This is a genomic window from Chryseobacterium lathyri (genome assembly GCF_019970085.1).
Classification (GTDB): Bacteria; Bacteroidota; Bacteroidia; order Flavobacteriales; family Weeksellaceae; genus Chryseobacterium; species Chryseobacterium lathyri.
Genome location: NZ_JAHXYG010000006.1, coordinates 82951 through 109310 on the forward strand (window position 1 = coordinate 82951; position 26360 = coordinate 109310).

A 26360-nucleotide genomic window follows, 5' to 3' on the forward strand; every position below is an offset into this window, starting at 1 on the left:
AAGTTAATAAATACCTTTGTCAAAACATTATACACGTTACATGATATTTATTTTTTCATATAAATCAAGGTCAATACCATCTGATTTCAGAGGATAAATATTTTCGGTACAATACAATTGGAATTATGGAGACGCAAAAATTCAATTATGACAATAACATTGCCAGAGCATTCTTGTATGCTACTATCGTATTCGGGCTGGTCGGCTTTCTGCTGGGACTTACAGCCGCGCTGATGCTTTTCTACCCTGAATTACCAGAGTTTTTATTCGGGACAGATGATACCACAATCCAGAGTCTGAGAAGCGGAAATATCCAGGGCCTTATCAACACGCAGGGTGCCATGGGATTCGGAAGGATCAGAATGCTCCATACCAGTGCCGTTATTTTTGCTTTTGTGTGTAATTCCTTCTTCTGCGGTGCTTACTACAGTATGCAGAGGCTTTTAAAAACAAGAATGTACAGCGACACGCTTTCATGGATCCATTTCTGGAGCTGGCAGCTGATGATCGTTGCCGTAGTGATTACATTCTTAATGGGAATCAATACTTCCAAAGAATACGCAGAACACGAGTGGCCTATTGATATCCTGATTACCTTCTCATGGGTTATTTTCGGAATCAATATGTTCGGAACCATTGCAAAGAGAAGGGTAAGACATCTTTATGTAGCCATCTGGTTCTACATCGCAACCTGGATCGCCGTGGCCATGCTGCACATCTTTAATAACCTTGAAGTTCCCTTATCATTCACAAGCTGGAAATCCTATTCTGTATATGCCGGCGTAAAAGATGCACTTGTACAGTGGTGGTACGGTCACAACGCCGTAGCATTCGTACTGACAACACCGGTATTAGGTCTGATGTACTATTTCATGCCGAAAGCGGCACAGCGACCTGTATTCTCCTATAAATTATCCATTATTCACTTTTGGTCGCTGATTTTCGTATACCTTTGGGCTGGCCCTCACCACCTTCAGTATACGGCGCTTCCGGCATGGGCTCAGGCCGTAGGAACTGGATTCTCTATCATGCTTATCGCTCCATCATGGGGAGGAATGCTGAACGGCCTTCTTACCTTAAGAGGAGCCTGGGATAAAGTAAGAGAAAACCCGATCCTTAAATTCTTTGTGGTAGCGATTACCTGTTATGGTATGGCTACTTTCGAAGGACCTTTATTAGCCACAAAATCTTTAAATAAAATCGGGCATTACACCGACTGGGTGATCGGGCACGTACACTTAGGAGCGCTTGGATGGAACGGGTTCATGGCCTTCGGAGTCGTGTATTACCTGATCCCTATCATGTGGAGAACACCGCTATGGTCTAAAAAACTGGCCAACTGGCACTTCTGGCTGGGAACTTTAGGAATTATCTTCTATGCAGTTCCGATGTATATCTCAGGATTCACCCAGGGATTGATGTGGAAACAGTTCAACCCGGATGGTACTTTAATGTATAAAAACTGGCTGGATACGGTAACGGCAATCATTCCTTATTTTAAAATGAGATTCTTAGGAGGTATCCTTTATCTTTCAGGAGCAATTTTAATGGTGGTGAATGTGATCAAAACTGTAAGATCGGGCTCATTCCAGAAAAACGTTCCGGCAGAAGCACCGGCATTGGCAGACATCGGTACCGCGAGAAAAGAAGGCGAAGGTGTACACCTTTGGCTGGAAAGAACTCCAAAACTACTTTCTATTTTAGCTTTCATCACTGTAGCGATAGGTGGATTAATAGAAATCGTTCCCACATTATCACTGAAACAGAGTGTTCCTACAATTACAGCTGTAAAACCTTACACACCGCTGGAACTGGAAGGAAGAGATCTATACGTCCGTGAAGGATGTAACTCCTGCCACTCACAGATGATCCGCCCTTTCCGTGATGAAATCGTAAGGTTTGAAGGCAAAAACGGACAGTATTCCAAGGCCGGAGAATTCATTTATGACAGACCTTTCTTATGGGGATCCAAAAGAACCGGACCGGATCTTCACAGAGAAGGTGGCAGGAACCCTGATTCGTGGCACTTCAAACATATGTATAACCCAAGAATTACATCCGCAGGTTCTATTATGCCTCGTTTCCCATGGCTGATCACCAATAAGCTGGACCGTACTCAAATGGTAGACAAAATGAGGTTAATGAAAAATGCTTTCGATGTGCCTTATTCAAAAGCAGAAATAGATTCTGCGGGAAAATGGGCAGATAACCAGTCTAAAGCCATTGTACAGAGAATTTATTCTGAGGCCACGGATGTGAAAGATCAAATGGAAAAAGAAAAAACAGCGAAAGGTGCATCTTATGTGCCGCTTGAGCAGAGAGAAATTGTAGCGATGATCGCCTACCTGCAAAGATTAGGAACCGATATTAAAACAACACAGATTCAGACAGCAAGCGCTGAGTAACCTTTAAAATTGACTGCAATGAAAAAGAGAACCCCCATTTCAATATATATCGCAACAACGATAGGCTTAACGATCATGGCGTTTGAAATGTTCGCCGGAGACTCAGGTTATTTTTCCTCGCCGTTTTTCTGGGCACTTATTGTAATCGCTGTAATCCTTCTTCTGATCATGAACTCGATTGGAGATCTGGTGGAAAACGAGAGTTTCAGCAGACTGTCGGAAGAGGAAAAGAAAGAATATTTAGCTGAAAAAAGCATTCCGTATTACCAGAAACTTTGGAATTCAGCGTTCAAAAAACAATCTGCTACTGAAGAAAAAGATATTTTGATCGACCACGGTTTTGACGGAATCACGGAGCTTGACAACTCACTGCCTAAATGGTGGATAGGCCTTTTCTGGTTCGGATGCATATTCTGCGTCGTGTATATGACTGCTTTTGCTTTTACAGAATATGCCCACCCAGAAGCAGAATACGATAAAGAAGTAAAAACAATGCTGGCATCCATAGCCGAATATGAAAAAACGGCACCCCAGATTGACCTGGAAACGGCAAAATACAGCGCAGACCATATAGCAGAAGGCCAGGAACTTTTCAAAACCAACTGCGTAACCTGTCACGGTGACGGCGGAAAAGGAGGCATTGGCCCGAACCTTACGGATACGCACTGGATCAATATCAAAGAAAAAAGCCTGTTTAAAAATGTTTTCTGGATGCTTGAAAACGGCTCTCCCAATAATCCTACGATGAGACCTTTCATCAAAGAAGGAACAATCACAGGAAGAGATGCTGAAAAAATTGCAGCCTATATTTATCATATCAACCAGGAAACTTCTCCTATCACTCCGGCTCAGGGCGGTGCCGCTCCACAGGGTGAAGAAGTGAAATGGGAAAACGGAAACAATTAATTTAGTAGGGAAGTTTGAAACTGGAAGAGGGAAGTTATTGAAGTCTAAAAGAAGACTTACAGAACCATTTTATTAATTTTTTTTAAAAGCTAGTTTAAGAGCACTGTTAAAAATGAATGTCCAATATAACTTCCAGCCTCCCTCTTACAGCTTCCAGTCATTTAAAACTTAGCTCACATAACTTAACAAAATTTATTAACTCCATATATTCCTTGCCCCCTTTGAAACTACTCTAACATTTGAATTTCATTTTTGCTAACCTTTTCAACATTAAAAATGATTAAAAGGGGGCTTTTAAAGAAAAAATCCAAACCTTGGCTGTCTTTATCAACTGATTCACTTGACAACTACTAAACTAAATTCCATAATAAGGCAGCCAAGGCAGGATTTTTGTATTGCTAGTAGGATACCACAACAAAGAACTTATAAAATAGTATTCTTATCTTTGTTTGAAACCTAATCGCATTTGAAACTGAAAATTAACAAAAGAAAGCTCTTAAAGCGTATTGCAATAACCTTTATTTCAATATTGGTTTTTCTTACCCTTCTGATATTTAGCTTAAGGCTTCCTGTCGTTCAGAACTTCATTAAAGATAAACTGGTTGTATATCTTGAGAAAAAGATCAAGACCAAAGTAAGCCTGGAAAGGGTTCATATAGGGTTTCCGAACAGCCTTATCATGGAAAACCTTTACCTTAAAGGCCAGGATGTAGATACACTTCTTGCTGTAAAAAAGCTGGATGTGGGCTTAAACATGCTGAAGCTTATCAGTTCCACAGCTGATATTACTTCGGTAGATCTTGAAGGAGCCCGCGCCAATGTAGTACGAAAACCCAACGGGACTTTCAATTTCGATTATATTATCAATGCTTTTGCGACCAGCGATAAAGAGGAAAGCCCTTCCAAACCGTTTATTATTTCCCTGGATAAGATCAATTTAAAAGATATCGGGGTGACGTTCAACGACCAACAGTCGAGGAATGACATTCAGTTATATTTCAAATCATTTGACACAAGGGTTAAAACTTTTGACCTTAATAAAAACACCTATGCCGTTAATGATATTAATCTGGACGGACTGAGATTAAAATTAAAGCAGGATCTTGTTGGAGAAGTCTCTAAAAAAGTAGAGAAAAAGGTAGATTCTCTTAATAATAAAAAGCCAATGAATATTGGTCTCAGAGGAATCAAACTTACCAATTTCAATATTGATTACGGTGATGATAACACCAAAACTTTTGCTAAAGTTCTGTTTAAAGAATTAAGTACGAAGGCCAATAAACTTGATCTTGAGAATAATTCCTACAATATTTCCAATGTTTTTCTTTCCGGGGCAGATATTAACGCCAATCTGTATCTTCCTGCGCAGGACGCCAATCCGAAAGATCAAAAAGAACCTGAAATTTCAAAAGTTTCAGACAAGGAGAAAGCCATGAAACTGCATCTTGGGAAGCTTGTCCTAAATGATGTAAAAGCCATTTACAATAACACAGCTATGGCTCCTACCAAACAGGGAATGGATTTCAACCACATGAACTTTTCTAAAATGAACGTGGAGGTAAGACGCTTCAAAATGGAGAACAATACTTTTGCAGGCACAGTGAATTCAGCAGAAATCCAGGAAGGAAGGGGCTTGAATATCCAGAAATTCAATGCAGATTTTGTGTATGCAGAAAAACAGGCTTACCTGAAAGATCTTTATCTGCAAACCCCGAAGACACTGATCCGTGATGAGGTGATTTTAAATTATGACTCCCTTGACCAGCTGACTTCAAACCCGGGCGCTGTAAAAATTTCAGCTAACATTAAAGATTCCAAAATAGGTTTCGCCGATATTTTAAACATTGTTCCGACTTTACGAAATACTGTTCCCTTCAACAAATATCCGAACGCTATACTGAATGTCAATGCCAACGTTCAGGGAATGGTGAATGACCTTCTGATCAAAGATCTTAAAGTCTCAGGACTGGATCAGTTGAGAGTTGCTGCATCAGGAAGAATCAGGAATGCGATGAAGCCTGAAAACCTGTATTATGATCTTAGAATTGGAGAATTTTCAGCAGAAGCTAAAACAGTGTACAATCTGGTTCCGAAAAATACAATTCCTTCCAATATATCCCTGCCTTCTCATTTCAGCATCAAAGGAAATGCAAAAGGAACAACAAAAGTAGTTAAGGCAGACCTGAACCTCTACTCTACCCTTGGAAATGCCGGTATTATTGCTGATGTGGACATGAGTAGAAAAAACCGGGAACTGTATGATGTAAAAGCCAATCTTCAGGCTGTTCAGGTTGGAAAGATCATTCAAAATAAAGATATTGGTCCTGTTACCGCACAAATTTCAGCAAAAGGCGAAAGCTTTGATTTCAAAAATGCCAACGCTAATCTGAAAGGTCATGTAGCATCAGCTGTCTACAAAGGATACCATTATCAGAACATGGATTTAACAGGTAAAATAAACCGTGGTGTTTATAATATCGTTTTGAACTCAAAAGACCCGAACGCCAATCTGAATTTAATAGCTTCCGGAGTCTACAGCGAAAAAAATCCTACGGTAAAGATCAATGGTGAAGTGATCAAGCTCGATGTGAATAAACTTGGATTCTATGAAAAACCAATGATTATTGCCGGAAAAATTGATGGTGATTTTTCAAGCCTCAATCCAGATGCTTTAAACGGTTACCTAAACCTGAAAGATTTTGCTTTTTCAGATACCAAAGAGGTTTATCCTGTACAGGAAATGAATCTGAAAGCTTCTTCCACACAGGATTCAACGAAGGTTATTTTCAATTCTCAGATTGCTGATGTTTCTTTAATCGGAAAATATAAACTGACTCAAATCTTTGGGGCGTTAACTCAGACTATCAACCAGTATTATCAGTTCCAGAAGCCTGTCAATGGACAGAAAATTGATCCGGGGCAGTTTTTCACATTCAATGCAAAGATCAAAAATGATGACCTGATCAGGAAATTTGTTCCGGATCTGAAAAGTTTTGAAACCATCAATTTAGCCGGAAATTATGATGCAGATTCTCAAAAAATAGAAATAGACGGGCAGATCCCGCAATTATTATATGGTGAAAATTCGTTGGAAAATGTTGCTTTAAAAGTAACCAATGAAAATCAGGCGCTACAGTACAGCCTTAACGCAGGTGCTTTAAAAAGCTCCAGCTTCACCCTGAAAAAAATTGCAGTCAACGGAGATGTTGCCAATAATATCATCAATTACAATATTACCACAAAAGATGATAAAGATGCCACACAGTTTCTGATTGCAGGAAATGCCAAATCTTTGAATGACATTACAGAAATTTCTCTGAACCCGAACGGTTTGAAATTAAATTATTCGGACTGGAATGTTGCTGAAAACAATAAAATCCAGATCAGCAGCCAGGGGATTTTAGCAGATCATTTCATCCTGTCCAATGGCGGAAGTGAAATTTCGCTTCAGTCTGAAACCGACCGCCCAACCAGCCCTTTAAATGTTTCATTAAAAGATTTTAAAATTGAAACCATTACTGAACTCATCAAAAAAGATACGGTCCTTGCAAAAGGAACCATTAACGGAACAGCTCAGCTTAGAGATGTCACGAAAAACATGACCTTCACTTCCGATCTTAATATTACAGATCTGATTGTGTACGGAAGCCCGGTTGGAAATCTGGCGGTAAAAGTGAACAACACTTCACCGAATATTTTAAATGCTGATGTTGCTCTTTCCGGCAATAACAATGATGTGAAAATTCTTGGAGATTACAATACTTCTTCCAGTACATTTGATCTGAATATGGCTATCAACCAGCTCCAGATGAAGAGTGTTCAGGGCTTTTCCATGAATGCGATAACGAATACGGAAGGCTATCTTTCAGGAAATTTAAAAATCACCGGAAATACAGATAAACCCAATATTTTAGGTAAAGTAAAATTCAATGATGCCGGACTTGAAATTACAAAAACAGGCAGCGATTTCAGAAAATTGAATGACGAAATTGATTTTACAAACCGAGGAATCGAGCTTAATAAGTTTAAAATAAATGATAAGGATGGAAATTCTCTTGTGATCAATGGGCAGATTCTTACTCAGACTTACAGGGATTTTGCATTCAACCTGGATGTGAACGCCAAAGACTTCAAAGTAGTTAATTCAGAAAAATCCAATGATGCGATGATGTATGGGATTCTTGCGATTGATGCAGGACTTCATATCAGAGGAAATTTAGATCTTCCAAAAGTTGACGGCAGGCTGTCGGTTTCTGATGATACGGATTTCACTTTTGTTCTTCCACAGTCCAGCCCCTCTCTGCAGGAAAGAGACGGAATTGTAGAATTTATCGATCAGGATCAGGTAGTTTTAAATAAAACCATCATTGCCGATTCGCTGAAAGCACAAAGCCGTTTCAAAGGAATGGATGTAAGTGTAAATATTGAAGTAAGTAAAGAAGCTAAACTGTCTATTGTTATTGATAAAGCTAACGGAGATTTTGTAAAACTTCAGGGTGAAGCGGAACTGACCGGAGGAATAGACCCGTCGGGGAAAACAACTCTTGTGGGAGTGTATGAAGTGGAAAAAGGATCTTATGAACTTTCTGTAAGTCTTCTGAAACGTAAATTCGATATTCAGAAAGGAAGCACCATTACCTGGACCGGAGAGCCTACCGCAGCAACAATGGATATTACCGCAGTCTATAAAACGGAAGCTCCGCCTATAGATCTCGTTGAGCAACAGGTAAGCGGGGAAGATGCGTCTGTAATGAATCAGTTTAAACAGAGAATACCTTTCAACACTTTATTAAAAATGAAAGGTGAGCTTCTGAAACCGCAAATCACTTTTGATATTACTACAGACGAAAAAAACAATTCTGTATCCTCAACGGTAACTGATATTGTAGACCAAAAACTTACTCAGCTCAGAACACAGGAATCGGAAATGAACAAACAGGTTTTTGCTCTTCTGCTGCTGAACCGTTTCATTGGGGAGAATCCGTTTGAATCCGGTGCAGGAATGTCAGCTGAGATGATGGCCAGACAGAGTGTGAGTAAAATTCTATCCCAGCAGCTGAATAATCTGGCTTCAGGATTGATCAAAGGGGTTGATATTGATCTGGGTCTTGATTCTTCTGAAGATTATTCAAGCGGAACAAAGAATACAAGAACGGACCTGAATGTGGGAGTAAGCAAAAAATTACTGAATGACCGCCTGAAAGTTTCTGTGGGAAGTAATTTTGCCCTGGAAGGTGAAGCGCGCCAAAATGAGAATACAACAAATATTGCAGGAAACGTCACTGTAGACTACAGTCTTTCAAAAGACGGAAGATATATGCTTCGGGCTTATCGTAAGGATGAGTATCAGGTAGCTCTTCAGGGACAGATTATAGAAACGGGATTAGGATTTATCATCACTTTAGACTATGATAAATTCCGGGAGATTTTTCAAAAATCCAAGAAGGACAGACGTAAAAAAGAAAACAAAAATAACCAGGTAGTAGAATTTAAATAATGAAAATCAGATTTAATATATATTGGAAATACCTATTTGTTTCAGGATTTGCGGCTGTTACTTTCTCATGCAGCAATACAAAATTCCTGAAGGAAGACCAGATGCTTTACGTAGGTGGAGAAGTGAAAATAGAGAATGATACCATCTCCAAGAAGGAGAAAAATGAGCTTCAGTCTGCATTGGAAGAAAATCTGGTTCCAAAGCCTAATTCCACCATATTAGGGCTCCGTCCGAGATTGTATTTTTATAACATCGCCAAAGAGCCTAAAAAAGATAAAGGGTTCAATTACTGGCTGAAATATAAAGCAGGCGAAAAACCTGTTCTGCTAGGGGATGTAGATCGGGAATTCAACAGAAAAATCATTGAAAACTATTCTGAAAACAAAGGCTATTTCAATGCCAGAGCTACCTATGATACGGTTTCCAAAAATAAAAAGGCAAAGGTAATTTATACTTTAAGGCCGGGCTCAAGATACTTCATCAGTAATGTTAAGTTTCAGCAGGATTCTTCTCTTGTCAATAAAGAAATTCAAAGTTTAACAAATAAAACTTTGCTTAAACCCGGAAAACCTTTTGACCTTGACGTGATTAAAGATGAAAGAGAACGTATTGATAATGGTTTAAAGGAAAGGGGATTCTATTATTTCAATCCTGATAATATTATTGTTCAGGCAGACAGTACGGTAAGTAAAAATCATAAGGTTGAGCTTAACGTAAAATTAAAAGACAATACTCCAGATCTGGCAACGCAGCAGTTCAGTATTGACAAGGTCATTGTATTTCCTAATTATAATATACAGGACGTAAAGCGAGGCAAGTACAGCGTTCCGATGAATACGGATTCACTTTCTAAATATGCGTACAATGATATTTATGTAATTGATCCTCAGCATAAATTCAAACCTAAGATTTTCGACAGAGCTCTGTATTTTAAGAAAGGGGATCTTTACAACCGTTCCAATCACAACCTTACGCTTAACCGTCTGATCAGTCTGGGGGTTTTTAAATTTGTAAAAAATGAATTCATTGTTTCGGATTCATTAAAACATCAGTTTGATGCTTATTATTTACTGACCCCGAGACAAATTCAGTCGCTGAGGCTGGAAGCTTTGGGAAGAACCAATTCCGCCAATTATGCAGGTAGTGAATTAAACCTGAACTGGACGCACAGAAATTTTTTCAGAGGAGCCGAACAGTTTAAGGCAGCTGTTTACGGAGCTTTTGATTTTCAGATGGGAGGTCAGGAGAATGCAAAGAACCTCTTCCGTGCAGGAACGAATGTTCAGCTTTCGATTCCAAGAATTGTAGCGCCTTTCCGTTTTAATTCTTCAAGTGCTTTTGTTCCGAGAACAAATATTACTTTAGGCTATGAATTTCAAAACCGTACACAATTTTATACGCTTAATAATTTTACTGCTTCATTTGGATATGTATGGAAAGAGAATGCAAGAAAAGAACATGATCTGAAGGTCATTGATATTACCTTAGTTTCTCCTGCCAAAGTAACCGATGAATTCCTTAAGCAGGCAACCACCCCCGCTGCACGAAGAGTGGTTGAAAAGCAACTTATATTCGGACCAACTTATTCGTATACGTATACCAATACAATGCTTCCCAAAACGAATACCATCTATTATAAGGGAACATTGGATCTTGCAGGAAATATTACCGGTTTGGTGACGGGAGCCAATGTAAAAAAAGATAAAGAAAAGAAAATCTTCGGGGTTCCATTCAGTCAATATGCAAAAATGGAACATGATTTCAGATTCTACCATAAATTCACTGAAAAAAGTTCATTCGCCAGCAGGTTTATCGGCGGGATAGCCTATCCATATGGAAATTCGGAATTCATTCCTTTCTCCAAACAGTTTTTCGCAGGAGGAAGCAACAGTATCCGTGCTTTCCGTGCAAGAACTTTGGGTCCTGGAAGTTTTGATCCCCGAACGATTGAAAAAGGTACTCTGCTAGATCAGGCTGGAGATATCAAATTAGAATTAAACGCTGAATATCGAGCTAATATTTATAAATTTCTGAATGTTGCGGCTTTTGTCGACGCAGGAAATGTCTGGTTGATCAATGATGATAAGGACAGACCGGGAGGGAAATTTTCCAAAGAATTTTTAAGTGAAATTGCAGTGGGAGCCGGAGTTGGCCTAAGACTTGATTTTTCCATCCTGATTTTGAGACTTGACCTGGCAATGCCTTTAAGGGTTCCTTATTATGAAAAAGGCGACCGATGGGCATTTAACAGGATCAATTTCGGAGATTCACAATGGAGAAAAGATAATTTAGTTTTAAATATAGCCATCGGATATCCTTTCTAATATGATCAATACCATCAAATTTTTCTGGGAGGTACTGAAAGATACCTTCGCTGAATGGAACAATTCTTCCGCATCAAAAGATTCGGCAAGTCTTGCCTATTATGCGATTTTTTCCATCCCGGGATTATTGATTATTATTATCTGGATTGCAGGAAATTTTTTTGGTGAGGAAGCCATCCGCGGTGAGATCAGCAACCAGATCAGCGGATTGATGGGAAAAGACGTTGCTAAAAGTATTGAAGGGATGATTGCGGGAGCACTCATTGACAAGCAAAATATTTTTATGAAAATTGTAGGGATCGGATCGTTAGTTTTTGGTTCCACTACTTTATTTTTTCAGCTGCAGCATACTTTGAATACGCTTTGGGATGTGGAAGCTGCTCCTAAAAAAGCCCTGGTGAAATTTCTTTTGGACAGAGCCAACTCATTAGGAATGATCCTGATTTTAGGTTTTTTACTGATGATCACAATGATTTTATCTTCAATGATCAGCCTGTTTAACAATTGGATTACCAATTACTTTGGTCTTGAGACTTATATGCTTGTAGAGTTGGTGAATTTTGCCATTGGTTTTGGATTGGTGATGCTTTTATTTGCACTTATGTTCAAAGTGCTTCCTGATATCAAAATCAGTTGGAAACCTGTATGGAAAGGAGCTTTACTGACCACCATTTTATTTACACTGGGTAAATTTTTACTGAGCCTTTATTTTGGTAATTTTAAACCTACATCTACTTTTGGAGCCGCAGGAACCGTTATTTTAATTATGATGTGGATTAATTATTCCTGTATGCTTATCTTTTTCGGAGCCGAATTTACGAAAGTGTATAACTACAAAAAAGGCTATAAGGTTGTTCTTTCCAAGCACGCAAAATGGAGTGCTGCAAAGTTGTACAGAGATAGCAAAAGAGAGGATGAGTTGAAAGAAATATGATAACCTTGGAATACGTAGTTACAAAATAGTAACATTAATGGTTGTTTATCATTAATACATTTTACACATAAAAAAGCCTCCCAAAAATTTCAGGAGGCTTTATTTTTTACATTCTGTCTACAGTTCCGATACCGAGCAATGCTAATGATTTTTTGATCGTTTTAGCTATCAGGTCAGATAAATTTAAACGGAATTGTTTTAATTTTTCATCTTCCAGTTTCAGAATGATATTACTCTGATAGAATGAATTATAAGATTTAACCAGATCATAAACATAGTTCGCTACTAAAGCAGGGCTTAATGCTTCTGCTGATTTCGCAACCACAGTTTTATAATTTGTCAATAACATGATCAGTTCTTTCTCGTATTGATTTAAGGTTACATCAGAAATTTCCTTGTAATCTACGCCGGCTTTTGAAAGCAAGGATTGAATACGTGCATAGGTATAAAGAATAAACGGACCTGTATTTCCTGAAAACTCTACACTTTCAGCAGGATTAAACATCATTTTTTTCTTTGGATCTACCTTTAGCATAAAATATTTCAACGCAGCTAATCCTATTATCTCATAAGAAACTTCTTTTTCTTCTTCAGAAAGCCCTTCCAGTTTTCCTAATTCTGTAGTGATAGATTTTGCTGTCCCATACATTTCCTGCATGAGATCATCTGCATCCACTACGGTTCCTTCACGGGACTTCATTTTTCCTTCAGGAAGTTCTACCATTCCGTAAGAAAGATGGAACAATTGATCTGCCCAGGAATATCCCAACTTCTTCATGATTTTAAATAAAACCTGGAAGTGATAATCCTGCTCGTTTCCTACTGTATAGATCAGCTTCTGAATATTATTTTCCTTGAAACGCTGAACAGCCGTTCCCAAATCCTGAGTCATATAAACCGAAGTTCCGTCTGAACGAAGCAGCAGTTTCTGATCAAGGCCTTCATCGGTAAGATCACACCATACGGAGCCATCTTCTTTCTGATAAAGAATACCTTTGTCCAATCCTTCCTGGATCAGATCTTTTCCTAAAATATACGTATTGCTTTCGTACTGAACCTGATCAAAATCTACTCCCAATCTTTTGTAAGTTTCATTGAATCCTTTATAAACCCAGGAATTCATTTCGTTCCAAAGATCTCTTACCTGCTGATCTCCGTTTTCCCAATCTACAAGCATTTTCTGAGCTTCTTTGATCAAAGGAGCCTCTTTTTTAGCCTGCTCTTCTTCTATTCCCTGACCTACAAGTTCGGCAATTTCTTTTTTATAGTTCTTATCAAATTCTACATAGTAGTTTCCAACAAATTTATCTCCTTTTATATGGGATGTTTCAGGAGTTTCTCCATGTCCGAATTTCTCCCAGGCCAACATCGATTTGCAGATATGAATTCCTCGGTCGTTAATGATTTGTGATTTAATCACATCATAACCGGCCTCTTTTAAGATTTGAGCTACAGAAAAACCTAACAGGTTGTTTCTTACGTGTCCCAGGTGAAGTGGCTTGTTTGTATTTGGAGAAGAATATTCCACCATCACTGTAGAATTTTTCTTTTCAATCGTATCAAAATCATTGCTCACAGATCTGAAATTATCCACAAACAGCTGGTTCTGTACCTTAACATTAAGAAACCCCTTCACCACATTAAAACTTTCAAACAGATCAGACTGCTCAGTTAAAGCTTCTCCCAGTTCAACGCCAATACTTTCCGGATTTTTTTTCAGCTGTTTAACCAATGGAAATGTTACAATGGTAAAATCACCTTCAAATTCCGTTTTATTTTCCTGAATCTCCAGATGGATATCTTTTAACTGGTATACATTTAAAATAACCTCTGCAAGTTTCTTTTCTATACTATCTTTAATATTCATGTGTTATATATTAACTTTTTAAAGGCCACATGGAATAGCCTTATTTCATCTCAAATTTGAGATACAAATATACGGAAATAAAAAAACCGCCCGAAGGCGGTTTTGATATGAATGTTAAATATACTAAGGGATTAAAATTTATCCCAGAAAAGTTTTGTTGTTGCTTTATCTCCACCAATTTTACTGGCAGCTGCGTTAACGTTAGCCCCGTTTAAGACATACTCCTGATCGGAATATGGCATTCTGTAAGGTACAGATGATAAATTAGACTTTGGAGGATTAACAAGTGTTGGACTATCCAAACGTCTTGTAAAATTCCAGCTTGCAAATCCTTTGTTAAACATTGCAATCCAAGCTTGTGTACCGATAGATTGTTTCCAGTTTGCCACATTAAATGGATTAGCAGCTAAATACGTTACTGTATTGGCCGTACTTACTCCATTTTCTCTCATAGATTCTGTTACAGCAGCAATATAAAGATCTGCAGCAGTACCTCCAACAGAGTATCCTCTTGCTGCAGCTTCAGCTTTTAAGAAGGACACTTCCGCATAACTCAATAAATTTGAAGCAGTAGTTGCAGATCTGAAATAAGGACTTAATTGTGAGAAATTAGTATAAGGATCATTTAATTCTCCGAAAACTCCTCCTTTATAAACTCCTCCAACTTTTGTAAACCATACGTCCATTCTTGGATCTGATAAACTACTCATGGTATTAATAGTTAACTGACTTGGAATAAAGTCATTTCTGTTGGAAGCTACTAAATTATCATATACTGGGTTGGAGAAAGTCCCTCCGTCATATTTGAATTTGTAAGCTTCATCATCAGAAGAAATTACCCCACTTGCAATGGCAGATTCAACAGTTGTCTTTGATAATGCTGGGTCAACATCTGCCAAATTCATTCCTAATCTCAATTTAATAGAGTTAGCAAACTTCTTCCATTTAGTCATATTACCACCGTATACCAAATCAGCATAACCTGTAGCTGCGGGCTTTATAGTAGCAGTAGCAGCATCAATTCTTTTGATTAAGTCAAGATAAATAGTCTTGGCATCATCATATTTAGGGGTTAAAATCTCATTAGGTTTGAACGCTTCAGAATAAGGAACATCCCCATAAGTATCCACAATATTTTCCCAGATAAAAATTTCTTCAATTTCTAAGGTTGCCAACTTGTTTGTACGTATATCATCCGTCTCTACTTCATTAACCAGATTCATTTTTGCCTGTTTCAGGTTATTGATACTGTAAACATACATTCTGTTAAAATGGTTACGAGGCTGGTTACGGGTTACCAAATTATATTGAGTTTCATCCGGATATTGAGTTTCCGCCCATTGTTGTGTAAAGAATCTGTAATTATTAAAGTTCACACTTGGATTATCCATATAGTAAGATGACTGATACATGGCAGTCGCTAACAGATTATCAGATGGAAGAACTGATGGATGTTTAGGGTCGTCGTTAAGAGAAGTTAAATCACTTTGACAAGAACTTAAAGCTAACCCAATACATGCAGATACCAAACTTATTTTTATAATATTTTTCATTTTTTTAAGTAATTTAGAATTTAAATGTAACATTAATACCCAAATCTCTTGTTGTTGGCATAGAACCAATAGACCAGCCGTAAGAGTTAATGCCTCCACCCACCATGGCTTCAGGATCAGCATATGGTAAATTTTTGTGAATTATCCATAGGTTTCTTCCCACAATCGAAATTTTTGCATCATAAATTTTAGTTCCCGCCAATAAAGATTTTGGAAGTGTGTACCCAATACTTGCTTCTCTTAATTTAATAAAAGAACCATCATAAACAAATTCTCTGGAAGGCTGTGTTTTATATCCCATAGCACCATTATTATCAGCCGGTGATAATTGAATATTGTTTGGGGTACCATCAGGAAGAACACCAGGTAAAACAATAGGTTTATCTCTGTAATCTCCTTCGGCTGTTTCTTTATAAAGACCTGTTGATAATCCATAATACATATCGGTTGAGAATACATCTCCTCCTTTACGCATATCAATTAAGAAGCTCAAAGAGAACCCTTTATAACTGAAACTGTTTCTTATTCCTCCAATCCAATCCGGAGTAGTATTACCAATCACCTGATTAGGGTTCGGTAAGTATTTTCCTGTTTTCGGATCAATTACTTTTTCCCCGTTTAGGTAAGTATAATCAGCTCCTACTAATGTTCCCCAGGCTTCACCTACTCTGGCATTTAGAGATACTCCTCCCTGGAAACTATTTAATAAATAATTGGTGATTCCCGGATTCAGTTCTATAACTTCATTTTGGTTTTTGGACCAGTTGGCATCAATGTTCCATGTGAAATCTTTTGTTTTTATCGGAACTAGCCCTAGCTGTACTTCAACTCCGGTATTATCAATTCTACCAGCATTGATTACTTTTCCAGTAAATCCGGTACCCGCAGAAACAGCAAGAGGAATAATCTGATCAATTGTTTTTGTTTTATAATAAGCGACATCAAGCGTGATTCTGTCTCTTAAAAAGTGTGCTTCGGTACCTATTTCAAATTCTTTAGATCTTTGAGGCCTTAGATCCTCAAAAGGCTGTGTTAAAATAGAATTATAGATACCCGTACCTGATAAAATTCCTGCTGATCTATAATTATTAACCAATTGGTATGAACTTGCTGTTCCTCCCACTTCTGCATAATTGGCTCTTAATTTCCAAAAGTTCATCCATTCTTTGGTATCAAGAATTTCAGACATAATTAATGATCCTGTAATAGACGGATAATTATAGATATTATTACCAGCTTTTAATGTTGATGATTCAGCTCTTCTCCAAGTTGCATCTAAATAGAATTTTTTATAGAAATCAAATGAAGCAGTAGCATATATTGAATTTACTTGTTGTGTAGATTCACTTTCATCTGATGCAAGAGGTGCCTTTTTAGAATTGGATAGTGCATAAATTCCAGGAACGACTAATCCTCCCTCTGTTGATGCATAGATTGAACTATCATAGTTTCTTCGAATGTTTCCTCCCACTACTCCGGAAATGTTAATATTATCCGTAATATTGAATTTATAATTCACCATCAAATCATAATTGGTTTCCGCCTGTATAATATCACGTCTTCCATACCCTGAGCCAATCACGTTATTTGACTGTCCAAAAGCCTGAGGCAAGGATCCTACAGCCAATCTGGTTTCAGCGGTAAGACTTGTTCTGTCATAAGAAACTTTTCCGGTAACAGAGATATTGTCCAGCAAATCATACGTTACCTGGCCGTAAGTAAAGTTTCTATATCTTTTATCTGAAGAATAATTCTGATAAGCCTGGAAATATGGATTGTTCCAATAAGCCGGAGCTCCGTTGGTCGCTGATTTTCTGCTCCAGGTAACGTTACCATAATTATTGGATGCATTGGCAACGTTTATGTTCGCTAAATACATGCTTTGAAGATCAGCAACATCCACGTTGGTTTGCCACCATTGTCTGAAGCCTGTTGCAATATTATTTGAATATCCTGTAATACTTCTTCCTTTCGTATCCTGCAAAGTCATGCTAGAATAGAATGTAGAGTGTAATTTAGGAGTCAGATCATAATTAACTTTTAAAGAGAAATTGTTTTTATTAAGATGTGAATTAGGCATCAACCCGTCAGACATCATATTTTCATAGGTAAAGGTAATGTTCTTCCCTTTCTGCCCTTTTTCCAACGTTACGCTATTGATGTATGAAGCAGGATTGTTGAAAAATGTAATCGGTCCATTTTTAGCAGCTACCCAAGGTCTTGCTTTTTGGTAATTAGGAGATAAAGGATTGAATGAATCCCACTGATATACCATCAAATTGGGATCAAACTTAGGGCCCCACGAAGCATCTGCTCCAAAGTTCGCATAATTTAAACCATCAGCCGCCTTTGATCCGAATGACTGAGCATATCCTGCTCCATATTTTGTCTGATATTCAGGGAAAGTAGATTTGTCGATAAACCCTACTTGTATAGCAGAAGAGAATGTTACCCCCAAAGATCCATCATCTTTTCCTTTACCATTTTTAGTAGTAATCACAATAACTCCATTCAGTCCTCTGTCTCCATATAGTGCAGATGCCGCAGCACCTTTTAATACGTTGATAGATTCAATATCTTCCTGGTTAATGTCAGAAAGAGCATTCCCATAGTCAATTGAATTCGCCTGAGTATTACCATTATTAACAGGAGACCCATCAATAACGATAAGCGGATTACCTCCCCCTAATGCTTTTACACCTCTGATCAACAAATTGGAAGACCCTCCAAAGTTATTATTTGTGGTAACATTAAGACCTGCTACTTTACCTGATAATTGTGCGGCAATATTCCCCGTGTTTGTAGTTCCGTCAGAAAGAGCACTTGCCTTAATTTCTTGAGAAGCATATCCCAAAGATTTTTTCTCTCTCTTGATCCCAAGTGCAGTAACCACTACCCCTTCGATTTCTTTTGTTTTGATTGTATCCTTCTTCTCCTGAGCATAAGTAACAGCAACAGAGGAAGACAATACCAAAACAAGTAGACTTGTTGTCAGTTTCTTCATATCAAATTTAATTTTAAGACTGTACAAATTTGTAAAACTTTATTAAAAGCACAAAGTAAAATCATAAAAAAAATATAAAATATTTATTAAATTCAATAATTAATAATAATAATTCATTAAATTATGTTAAAATAACTGTAATTAACAAAAACAAAACATCCAACCATTATTTTATTTCAGAAAAATCCAACTGATTTTAATTGATATTTTCTATATAGAATATTTCTAAATACACAATAAGTTACTGATACTAAAATAATTACTCACTTAAAAATGAGTAAGGCAAAAATAAATCACAAAATTAACAATGTTACGCATATCATATTTTCATTGTAAAAAATCCTTAAGTCACAAATATTAAACAAAAAAAACCGCCCGAAGGCGGCTTTTGATATGAATGTTAAAATATATTAAAACTACATTAATTAGTTAGTATCCCAAATTAATTTAGTATCCATCTTATCACCTCCAATAGCAGCAGAAGCAGCTTGATAGTTAGCAGTGTTAAGAGTTTGTACTGTTGTTGGATAAAATAACCTTTTAGGAAGATCTGTAAGACCTGCAATCAGAGACGTAAAAGTATAAGTAGTATTACCTCCAGAAGCTACATTAAGAGTACCTGTTTGTCCAGGTAATAATAAAGTGTTTGGATATCCTGTTCTTCTATACTCTGCCCACGCTTCATATGGCTGCATAAACAACGAAATATATTTTTGGGTTAAAACATTTGCTTTAGAAGCTGCTGGTAATGCTGAAACAAAACTATTAATTGTCGCTGCATCTACTCCCCATTTTTCCATTGATGCCTTCACTCCGTTTACATAATTAGCTTGTGACCAACCGTTTGCTTCACTCAATAAAAATTCAACTTCAGAATACTCCATTAAAATTTCAGTATAATCTGGTTTTAGAATATTCTTGCTAAAAAAGTTTGAACTTGAGGCTTGGCTTGGTGCTAAAGAACTGGGAACTCCATAAGGCATCCCGTTAAAATCTGCTGGGTTAGTTGATTCAGGGGCAGATCCATCTAAAATCAAAGCTTTATTTATTCCTTTTGGTGTAGCAAATTTAAATAACCTAGGGTCCTGAGTAAAGTTCCCTACATTACCTTTCAATAAATTAACAAAAGTTTTAGAAATTGCAAAATCAGACCTAGTTCTAAAATTATCATATAAAGGAGAAGGATTTACTAAATTATTTTCATAAGTAACTCCTACATTATCATTATTAGATTGCATTACTCCAGAAGCTATTGCATCTGTGATATGTCCTTCAGCACCTGGTACAACTCCTTTTACTCTTGTAGCTACTCTTAATCTTAATGAGTTGGCGAACCTCTTAAGCTTTTCTCCAGATCCGAATAAAATATCTCCTTTTGTAAAAACAACTTCATCAGTATCAATCATTGCAGAAGCCTCTTTAAGTTCTTTCATGATATCGGCATACACCTTCTGTTGACTTGCAAATTTAGGTTGTAAAGTCATATCTATATTTAAAGCCTGAAAATCTGCATCTTTATTACCATAAGAATAATAAGGAATATCTCCAAATGAATCTGCTAAAGTAAGAAATACATAAGATAGCATTACTCGTGCTGCTGCAATCTGATTTTCATTTGGACCATATACTCCCATCTGTACACTCGTAGCCGGATCAGTATTAAGATCTATAATCTGCTTATAATCTTGAGCTACTCTATAAGAAAAACTCCATAATGACACCCCAGTTGATAACCTGTATTGATATCTATCCTCTTCTGTATAGGCTCTCTGAGCAGAATACTGTACCCATGGCAATACTATTCTTCCTGATTGCCACTCATCTCTGGTATTATCCATTAACTCTTTATTAGCACTATTAAATATACCATAACTTAAAGGCTTATCAGTTCCATTGGGATTAGTATCTATCTCATCGAATTTATCTGCGCAACTATTTGAAATAAATGTTACTGCTAAAACAGATAATATTAAAATTATTTTTTTCATTTTAATTAAAATTTAAAATTAACATTGAACCCATAAGTTCTTGTTGAAGGTAAAGATCCACCTTCCATACCTTGAATATTACCAGAACCATAAGATGTATTTTCAGGATCAATTCCTTTATTTGCTAAGTTCCAAGCAAATAAATTTCTAGCAAACGCTGAAATTCTAATGCCCTGAAATACATTTCCTATAAGTGATTTTGGCAGATCATAACCTAAAGTTACATCTCTTAATTTTATATAGCTTGCATCAAAAACATTTTGTGCATCCACTGTATTATAATAAGTTCCTCCCCATGTAGGTGCATCTAATAAAATATCATTTCTAGTCCCATCTTCTTTAACACCATCAAGAATCACACCTGCCTCTCTGTTTCCTCCCAAAGCAGATTCCTCTAACATTCCGGAGTACATCCCCCACATATGTGTCGTTGAAAAATATTTACCTCCTTGCTGAATATCTATTAAGAAAGATAGGCTTAGTGACTTATATTTAACAGTATTTCTAAAGCCCATATTATATTCAGGAAGTATAGATCCTAAAGATTTAATTTCTGAAGCTTTATAGAAGCCATTGGCGTCAACTACCCTATTTCCACTAGCATCATATACATAATCAGTACCCAATATAGCACCATATGCCTGTCCCACTTGCGCTGCTAATTGAGCTCTAAATGGTGCATTAGTAAGAATATAATTTTGCAAATCACCTTGTAATTCTACCAGTTTATTTTTGTTTTTAGCAAAATTCCAAGTTATATCCCAAGAAAAATTGTCATTCCTAATTGGTGTAACATTTACCATTGCCTCAATACCTTTATTTGTCATTTCACCAGCATTAATATTTTTAAATAGGAAACCTGTAGAGGGATCAACTGGTAATGCAATAATCAAATTAGTTGATTTAGTATCATAGTACGTTACATCAAAACCTAATCTGTTTTTGAAAAAATTAGCTTCTATACCAATTTCTTTAGTAACTTTCAATTCAGGTTTAATATTTGGATCATTAGAAGTATTCGGATTTGAATATTGAGAAGCTCCGTTAAACGGAAGACCAATTACAGTATATGTAAGCCTACTATATGCATCCGTACCCTGTGCAATACTAGACCACCCAGCTCTAATCTTACCAAAAGACAGCCAATCTGTTTTTAGCACATTAGAGAATACAAAACTTCCTGTAACAGAAGGATAAAATTCATCTTTATTTAACATAGAAAACCAATCATTCCTTCCTGTTGCTTCCAGAAATAACATATTCTTATATCCTAATGAAACTGATCCAAATATACTTTTCACAGAAGAATGAAAAGATCTATTAGTAGCTAAGGAATTTTCCACGCCGTTGCTCAAATTATACAAATTAGGTATAACCAGTCCTCCAACAGTAGTACCGTTCAACCAGCTCATTTTATTGTCCCTGATGTTAAATCCGACAAAAGAGTTTAAACTAAAATCTCCAAAATTATTATTATAGTGGGCTCTACCCTCATAATTAAATTCTGATACATTTCTTTTTTCTATAGTATAATCAGAAACTGCTTGTGAGCCAACTGCAACTCTTGAGCTGATATTTTGAGAATATACATCTCCGTAGACCTTACCTGCAATGTAGAAGTTCTTGTTGAAATTATATGTTAAACCTGCGTTACCAAAAAATCGGTGTCTTGAATCTTCCGATGTATTTTCATTAATAGTCCAATAAGGGTTATCTGAATATAATGGTGTAGCATCGTCCCATGCTGTTCTATTCCATGTTCTTTGATTTCCATTAGAAAGCTTATAATCTTTCAACTTAGCAAAATCTAGATTCCTTTGGCCGAATTGATAAAATTTTTGAGCCACAGAATTATCTCCATATCCTAATTCAGGTCGATTGTACCCATCAGTATGAACATAATTAAAGATTGCCTCTGCTTTTAGATTATCAGATAATTTAGAGTTAAGATTAATACTAAAGTTATCTTTCTTAATTTTAGAAGTTGGAACTATACCTCCAATATTTGTATTCGTATATGAAAGTCTTACGTTTGTATCTCCAAAGGACTTAGCTACAGATAAGTTATTAGTATACGTTACCCCTGTATCAAAAAAAGAATCTACATCATTTTTAGGAGCTACCCAAGGAACTGGCTTCAAATAATCACTAGAAAATTCAGAATCAAATGCATACCATGGAAGATACATCAAATTAGGATCATATTTTGGTCCCCATGAAGCATCTGTTTCGTATTCCTGTATGTTATAGGTTTGCCCGTTTATATTTGCTGTTGGTAATGTATCAGAATATCCGCCCCCGTATTGATTTTGTAATTTAGGACGAATATAGATACTTTCAAAAGAAACTCCAGTATTTAATTGAATATCTGTTCTGCCTTTTTTAGCAGATTTAGTGGTGTACAAAATAGCACCATTACCTGCTCTTGCTCCATATAGAGCAGCTGCAGGACCTCCTTTTAAAACAGTTACACTTTCAATATCATCAGGATTAATATCAAATGATGCGTCTCCATAATCTCTACCTCCAGCGCCTCTTTGTGTTTCTATATCATTAACATTTGAATTATCTAAAGGTACCCCGTCAACAATAATCAAGGGCCTGTTTTCACCAGTAATAGAACTGATACCTCTCATGGTAATTCTTGTAGACCCACCCATTGTACTTGGCGCGGTAACTTGTACCCCTGCGACATTTCCGGATAATGCACTTACCGCATTGGTTTGTCCGGCATCAGAGATCATATCTCCTTTGATTTCCTGGGAAGCGTATCCAAGAGCTTTTTTCTCTCTCTTGATTCCAAGTGCAGTTACTACTACTCCTTCGATTTCTTGTGTCTGTTGTACTGTATCATTCTTCTTTTGCTGCGCACTTACGACAGCTATAGAGGAAGACAATACTAGTGCAAGTACACCAGCTGTTAATTTCTTCATATCAAATTATTTTTTGCATGTTACAAATTTGTAAAACTTTCTTAAAAATACAAAACAAAATCTTAAAAAAATATCAATTATTCATTTATTTTTAAAAAAAACATGATAAAAATTACTAAATTAAGTTAAAAACAAAATAATTAACAATAACAAACTATTTAAACAATATCTTTTTTCAGAAAAAGGCAAATCATTTTAATTGATAATTTCTATAGGAAACATTAACAAAATATTATGATAACAATCTGATTATCAAATGAATTAATCACATTATAATGATAAATAATTACTTACTCCATTCATAATACAATGCATTGCATATAAATATTTTATCTATTTAAGCAGGGACTAAAGCGCTACTTTTAAATAAAACACAATCACAAGCGATAAAAGTTGTTATGAGATTTTAACCAATATATTATAAATAGGTTCTAAATATTCATTGATTAAGACTACAATATATTTTACTAATTTTACACCACTTTATGATATGGTAAAAACTTATGGGCTTATTACAAAAATGGACGGATCTCTACATTGAGGCTGGATGTGATGAAGTGGGAAGAGGATGCTTAAGCGGTCCGGTAGTTGCAGCAGCCGTTATTTTGGATGATAGCTTTAAGCCAAATTTGGTTAATGATTCAAAAAAGCTGACATTCAAGACGAGGATGGAACTGGATAGTTATATAAAAGATAATGTAAAAAATTACGCCATTGCAGAACTGCCTCCTTCTTTTATTGATGAACACAATATTCTTAATGCGAGCATTCATGCTATGCATCGTGCATTAGATCAATTAACAATAATTCCGGAGCTGATTTTAGTAGACGGAAATAAATTCCATCCTTATAATTACATTCCTCATCAGTGCATCATACAAGGAGATGCAAAGGTTTTATCTATTGCAGCAGCTTCTATTCTTGCCAAAAACTACAGGGATCGATTGATGATTGAACTTCATGAAGAATTTCCACAATATAACTGGAACACCAATTTTGGATATGCCACCAAAGCTCATCAGCAGGCTTTAATAAAATATGGTCCGACAAAACACCACCGAAGATCATTCAGATTAGAATATGATTAAATAGGACATAACAAAAAGAGAAGCAAAATTTGCTTCTCTTTTTTATAATATACTGTTATTTTATTTCTTTTTTTTCTGCTGCTCCTGAATTTTTTGTTGATCCTGAGCTTTCTCCATCATTTCTCTCATTTTCTTCTGGAATTTACCTTCAGATTTTGGCTTTTCTTTATTTGCCTGTATCTGCGCATGAATTTTCTTTTCATCCAGTATCCAGTATTTAATAACAAGAATAATCAGAATATTGATCGCATTGGATACAAAATAATACCATGAAAGACCTGATGCTGACGTATTCAAGAAGAAAAGGAATGTAATAGGGAAAATATACATCAACACTTTCATATTCGGCATGCCCTCCTGTTGAGGCTGCTGCATATTTCCTGAAGTCATTACTGTGTAGATTAAAATCACAATGGTACACGCTAATGCAAAAACACTTAAATGATCTCCTAAGAAAGGAATCTTAAATGGAAGTTTAATCAAATCATCATAAGCCGTTAAATCTTTTGCAAACCAGAACCCTTTTCCTCTAAGATCTATAAAGTTCGGGAAGAAACGGAATAAGGCGTAGAAGATCGGAATCTGTACCAGAGCCGGAAGACACCCTGCCATCTGGTTCACTCCTGCCTTTCGGTAGATTTCCATAGTAGCCTGCTGCTTTTTCATTGGATCTGCATCTTTCAGCTTGGCATTTACCTCATCAATTTCAGGACGAATCACTTTCATCATCGCACTTAACTTATGCTGCTTATACATAATCGGCGATAAGATCAGCTTTACAATAATTGTCATTAAGAAGATCACCCAACCTGCTGTAAGTCCCCAACTGGCAATAAAATTATACATTGGCATAAAGAACCCACGGTTCATCCAACCGATCAAAGACCATCCTAATGGTAATATTTCATCAAAGTTTTTATCATATGATTTTAACAGAGGTAAATCAAGCGGCATAAAATACCAGGTAAAATCCTGGTTAAGCTCGCTTCCTGTCATCTGTACGAATCCTTCAAAATTAAGTTTCTTCAGGTATTCGCCTTCTTCAATAGCTTCCTGATTTCCTTTACTTTTTGTGAAACCGCTTTTGGATTCAATTACAGAGGAGAAGAATTGCTGTTTTACACCAATCCAGTTAAGAGTTTCTTTTTCTTCCTCCATTGTTGTTCTTCCGTCATAATCATAATCTTTATAATTATTGAAGGCATATGAGAATTCTGAGTGAGACTGTTCCTGTGCTCTACCCTTCTCCAGGTTTCTTACACTGTAGTCCCAGATAAAATCTGCTTTGTTATCAGCAGTAATAGCAGCAAGCCCTTTCGTTCTTACTTTAAAATCAAGTGTATATTTTGGAAGTAATGTGTAAACAAACTGAATAACAGCACTGTTGTAATTAGCCGTCATTGTTACGGTATTTCCATTAACAGCAGGTGTAAAAACCAAATCTTTAGTATTGATTACTTTTCCTGTTTTATCTTTAAACTGAAAACCGTAGTTCGAATTCTTTTTGTCGATCAGGTAAAGAGGAAGATCCGCCTTATCTGTTTTATGGTCATATGCTTTATATTCCGAAAGCTGCACTTTAGAAACCTGTCCTCCTAAGCTTGAGAATTCCACGTTCAGTTCTTTGTTGTTCAAACTGGCCGTCTGGATGGCACCAGGAGTTACATTTGGATTGATATTGCTTGCCTGAGTCTGTTTTACAGCATTTTTTACCTGCTCAACTTTTTGTTCCTGAGCTTTTAACTGCTCTTCTTTCGACTGTTTGTTCTGGAAATAGAACATGAATCCGAAAAGAACCAAACATAAAACCGCAAAACTGATCATTTGACTTTTATCGATTCCTTTGTTTTCTTGCATTTTA

General features: G+C 36.5%; 12 protein-coding genes. 6 read left to right on the top strand and 6 right to left on the bottom strand.

Annotated elements, in window-relative coordinates; all coding sequences use genetic code 11:
* Positions 1-125: 125 nt before the first annotated feature.
* The 5 genes from ccoN to LC418_RS18765 all read left to right on the top strand — a co-directional run bounded on the left by ccoN (position 126) and on the right by LC418_RS18765 (position 12066).
* Entirely contained in the window at positions 126-2405 is a 2280-nt protein-coding gene (gene ccoN, locus LC418_RS18745; protein ID WP_223560255.1) for a cytochrome-c oxidase, cbb3-type subunit I, read from the top strand.
* Between the two features lie 18 nt (positions 2406-2423).
* Positions 2424-3311, top strand: coding sequence for a cbb3-type cytochrome c oxidase N-terminal domain-containing protein (locus LC418_RS18750; protein ID WP_223560256.1), 888 nt, complete (start codon positions 2424-2426; stop codon positions 3309-3311).
* Positions 3312-3777: 466 nt separating this feature from the next.
* Positions 3778-8808 (top strand): translocation/assembly module TamB domain-containing protein, encoded by a 5031-nt coding sequence (locus LC418_RS18755; RefSeq protein WP_223560257.1) that lies wholly within the window; start codon positions 3778-3780, stop codon positions 8806-8808.
* The gene (gene tamL, locus LC418_RS18760; protein WP_111955225.1) at positions 8808-11132 is read left to right on the top strand and encodes a translocation and assembly module lipoprotein TamL; all 2325 of its coding nucleotides are present in this window, start codon (positions 8808-8810) and stop codon (positions 11130-11132) included. Before LC418_RS18755 ends, tamL begins: the two co-directional genes overlap by 1 nt.
* A 1-nt stretch (position 11133) precedes the next feature.
* Entirely contained in the window at positions 11134-12066 is a 933-nt protein-coding gene (locus tag LC418_RS18765) for a YihY/virulence factor BrkB family protein (RefSeq protein WP_111955227.1), read from the top strand.
* Between the two features lie 106 nt (positions 12067-12172).
* Here LC418_RS18765 and argS read toward each other — a convergent pair whose 3' ends face one another.
* The 5 genes from argS to LC418_RS18790 form a co-directional block, all read right to left on the bottom strand.
* The gene (gene argS / locus LC418_RS18770) at positions 12173-13933 is read right to left on the bottom strand and encodes an arginine--tRNA ligase (RefSeq protein ID WP_223560258.1); all 1761 of its coding nucleotides are present in this window, start codon (positions 13931-13933) and stop codon (positions 12173-12175) included.
* A 131-nt stretch (positions 13934-14064) separates the two neighbouring features.
* Positions 14065-15486: a SusD/RagB family nutrient-binding outer membrane lipoprotein gene (locus LC418_RS18775; protein ID WP_223560259.1), complete on the bottom strand. Its 1422-nt coding sequence runs from the start codon at positions 15484-15486 to the stop codon at positions 14065-14067.
* A gap of 13 nt (positions 15487-15499) precedes the next feature.
* On the bottom strand, positions 15500-18490 hold the full coding sequence (locus tag LC418_RS18780; protein WP_223560260.1) for a SusC/RagA family TonB-linked outer membrane protein: 2991 nt from the start codon (positions 18488-18490) through the stop codon (positions 15500-15502).
* A 425-nt stretch (positions 18491-18915) separates the two neighbouring features.
* Positions 18916-20478, bottom strand: a complete 1563-nt coding sequence (locus tag LC418_RS18785; protein ID WP_223560261.1) for a SusD/RagB family nutrient-binding outer membrane lipoprotein — start codon at positions 20476-20478, stop codon at positions 18916-18918.
* A gap of 5 nt (positions 20479-20483) precedes the next feature.
* Positions 20484-23411 carry a SusC/RagA family TonB-linked outer membrane protein gene (locus tag LC418_RS18790; protein WP_223560262.1) on the bottom strand — a complete coding sequence of 976 codons (2928 nt, stop codon included), beginning with the start codon at positions 23409-23411 and terminating at the stop codon, positions 20484-20486.
* A 503-nt stretch (positions 23412-23914) separates the two neighbouring features.
* On the opposite strand from LC418_RS18790, the gene LC418_RS18795 reads away from it, so the two are divergent.
* The gene (locus tag LC418_RS18795; RefSeq protein WP_111955237.1) at positions 23915-24499 is read left to right on the top strand and encodes a ribonuclease HII; all 585 of its coding nucleotides are present in this window, start codon (positions 23915-23917) and stop codon (positions 24497-24499) included.
* Positions 24500-24559: 60 nt separating this feature from the next.
* Here LC418_RS18795 and yidC read toward each other — a convergent pair whose 3' ends face one another.
* On the bottom strand, positions 24560-26356 hold the full coding sequence (gene yidC, locus LC418_RS18800) for a membrane protein insertase YidC (RefSeq protein WP_223560263.1): 1797 nt from the start codon (positions 26354-26356) through the stop codon (positions 24560-24562).
* Positions 26357-26360 lie beyond the last annotated feature (4 nt).

Coding starts and splice junctions, on each gene's coding strand:
- ccoN (WP_223560255.1), top strand. CDS start 126: ATGGAGACGCAAAAATTCAATTATGACAATAACATTGCCAGAGCATTC.
- LC418_RS18765 (WP_111955227.1), top strand. CDS start 11,134: ATGATCAATACCATCAAATTTTTCTGGGAGGTACTGAAAGATACCTTC.
- LC418_RS18795 (WP_111955237.1), top strand. CDS start 23,915: ATGGGCTTATTACAAAAATGGACGGATCTCTACATTGAGGCTGGATGT.
- tamL (WP_111955225.1), top strand. CDS start 8,808: ATGAAAATCAGATTTAATATATATTGGAAATACCTATTTGTTTCAGGA.
- LC418_RS18750 (WP_223560256.1), top strand. CDS start 2,424: ATGAAAAAGAGAACCCCCATTTCAATATATATCGCAACAACGATAGGC.
- LC418_RS18775 (WP_223560259.1), bottom strand. CDS start 15,486: ATGAAAAATATTATAAAAATAAGTTTGGTATCTGCATGTATTGGGTTA.
- LC418_RS18785 (WP_223560261.1), bottom strand. CDS start 20,478: ATGAAAAAAATAATTTTAATATTATCTGTTTTAGCAGTAACATTTATT.
- yidC (WP_223560263.1), bottom strand. CDS start 26,356: ATGCAAGAAAACAAAGGAATCGATAAAAGTCAAATGATCAGTTTTGCG.
- argS (WP_223560258.1), bottom strand. CDS start 13,933: ATGAATATTAAAGATAGTATAGAAAAGAAACTTGCAGAGGTTATTTTA.
- LC418_RS18780 (WP_223560260.1), bottom strand. CDS start 18,490: ATGAAGAAACTGACAACAAGTCTACTTGTTTTGGTATTGTCTTCCTCT.
- LC418_RS18790 (WP_223560262.1), bottom strand. CDS start 23,411: ATGAAGAAATTAACAGCTGGTGTACTTGCACTAGTATTGTCTTCCTCT.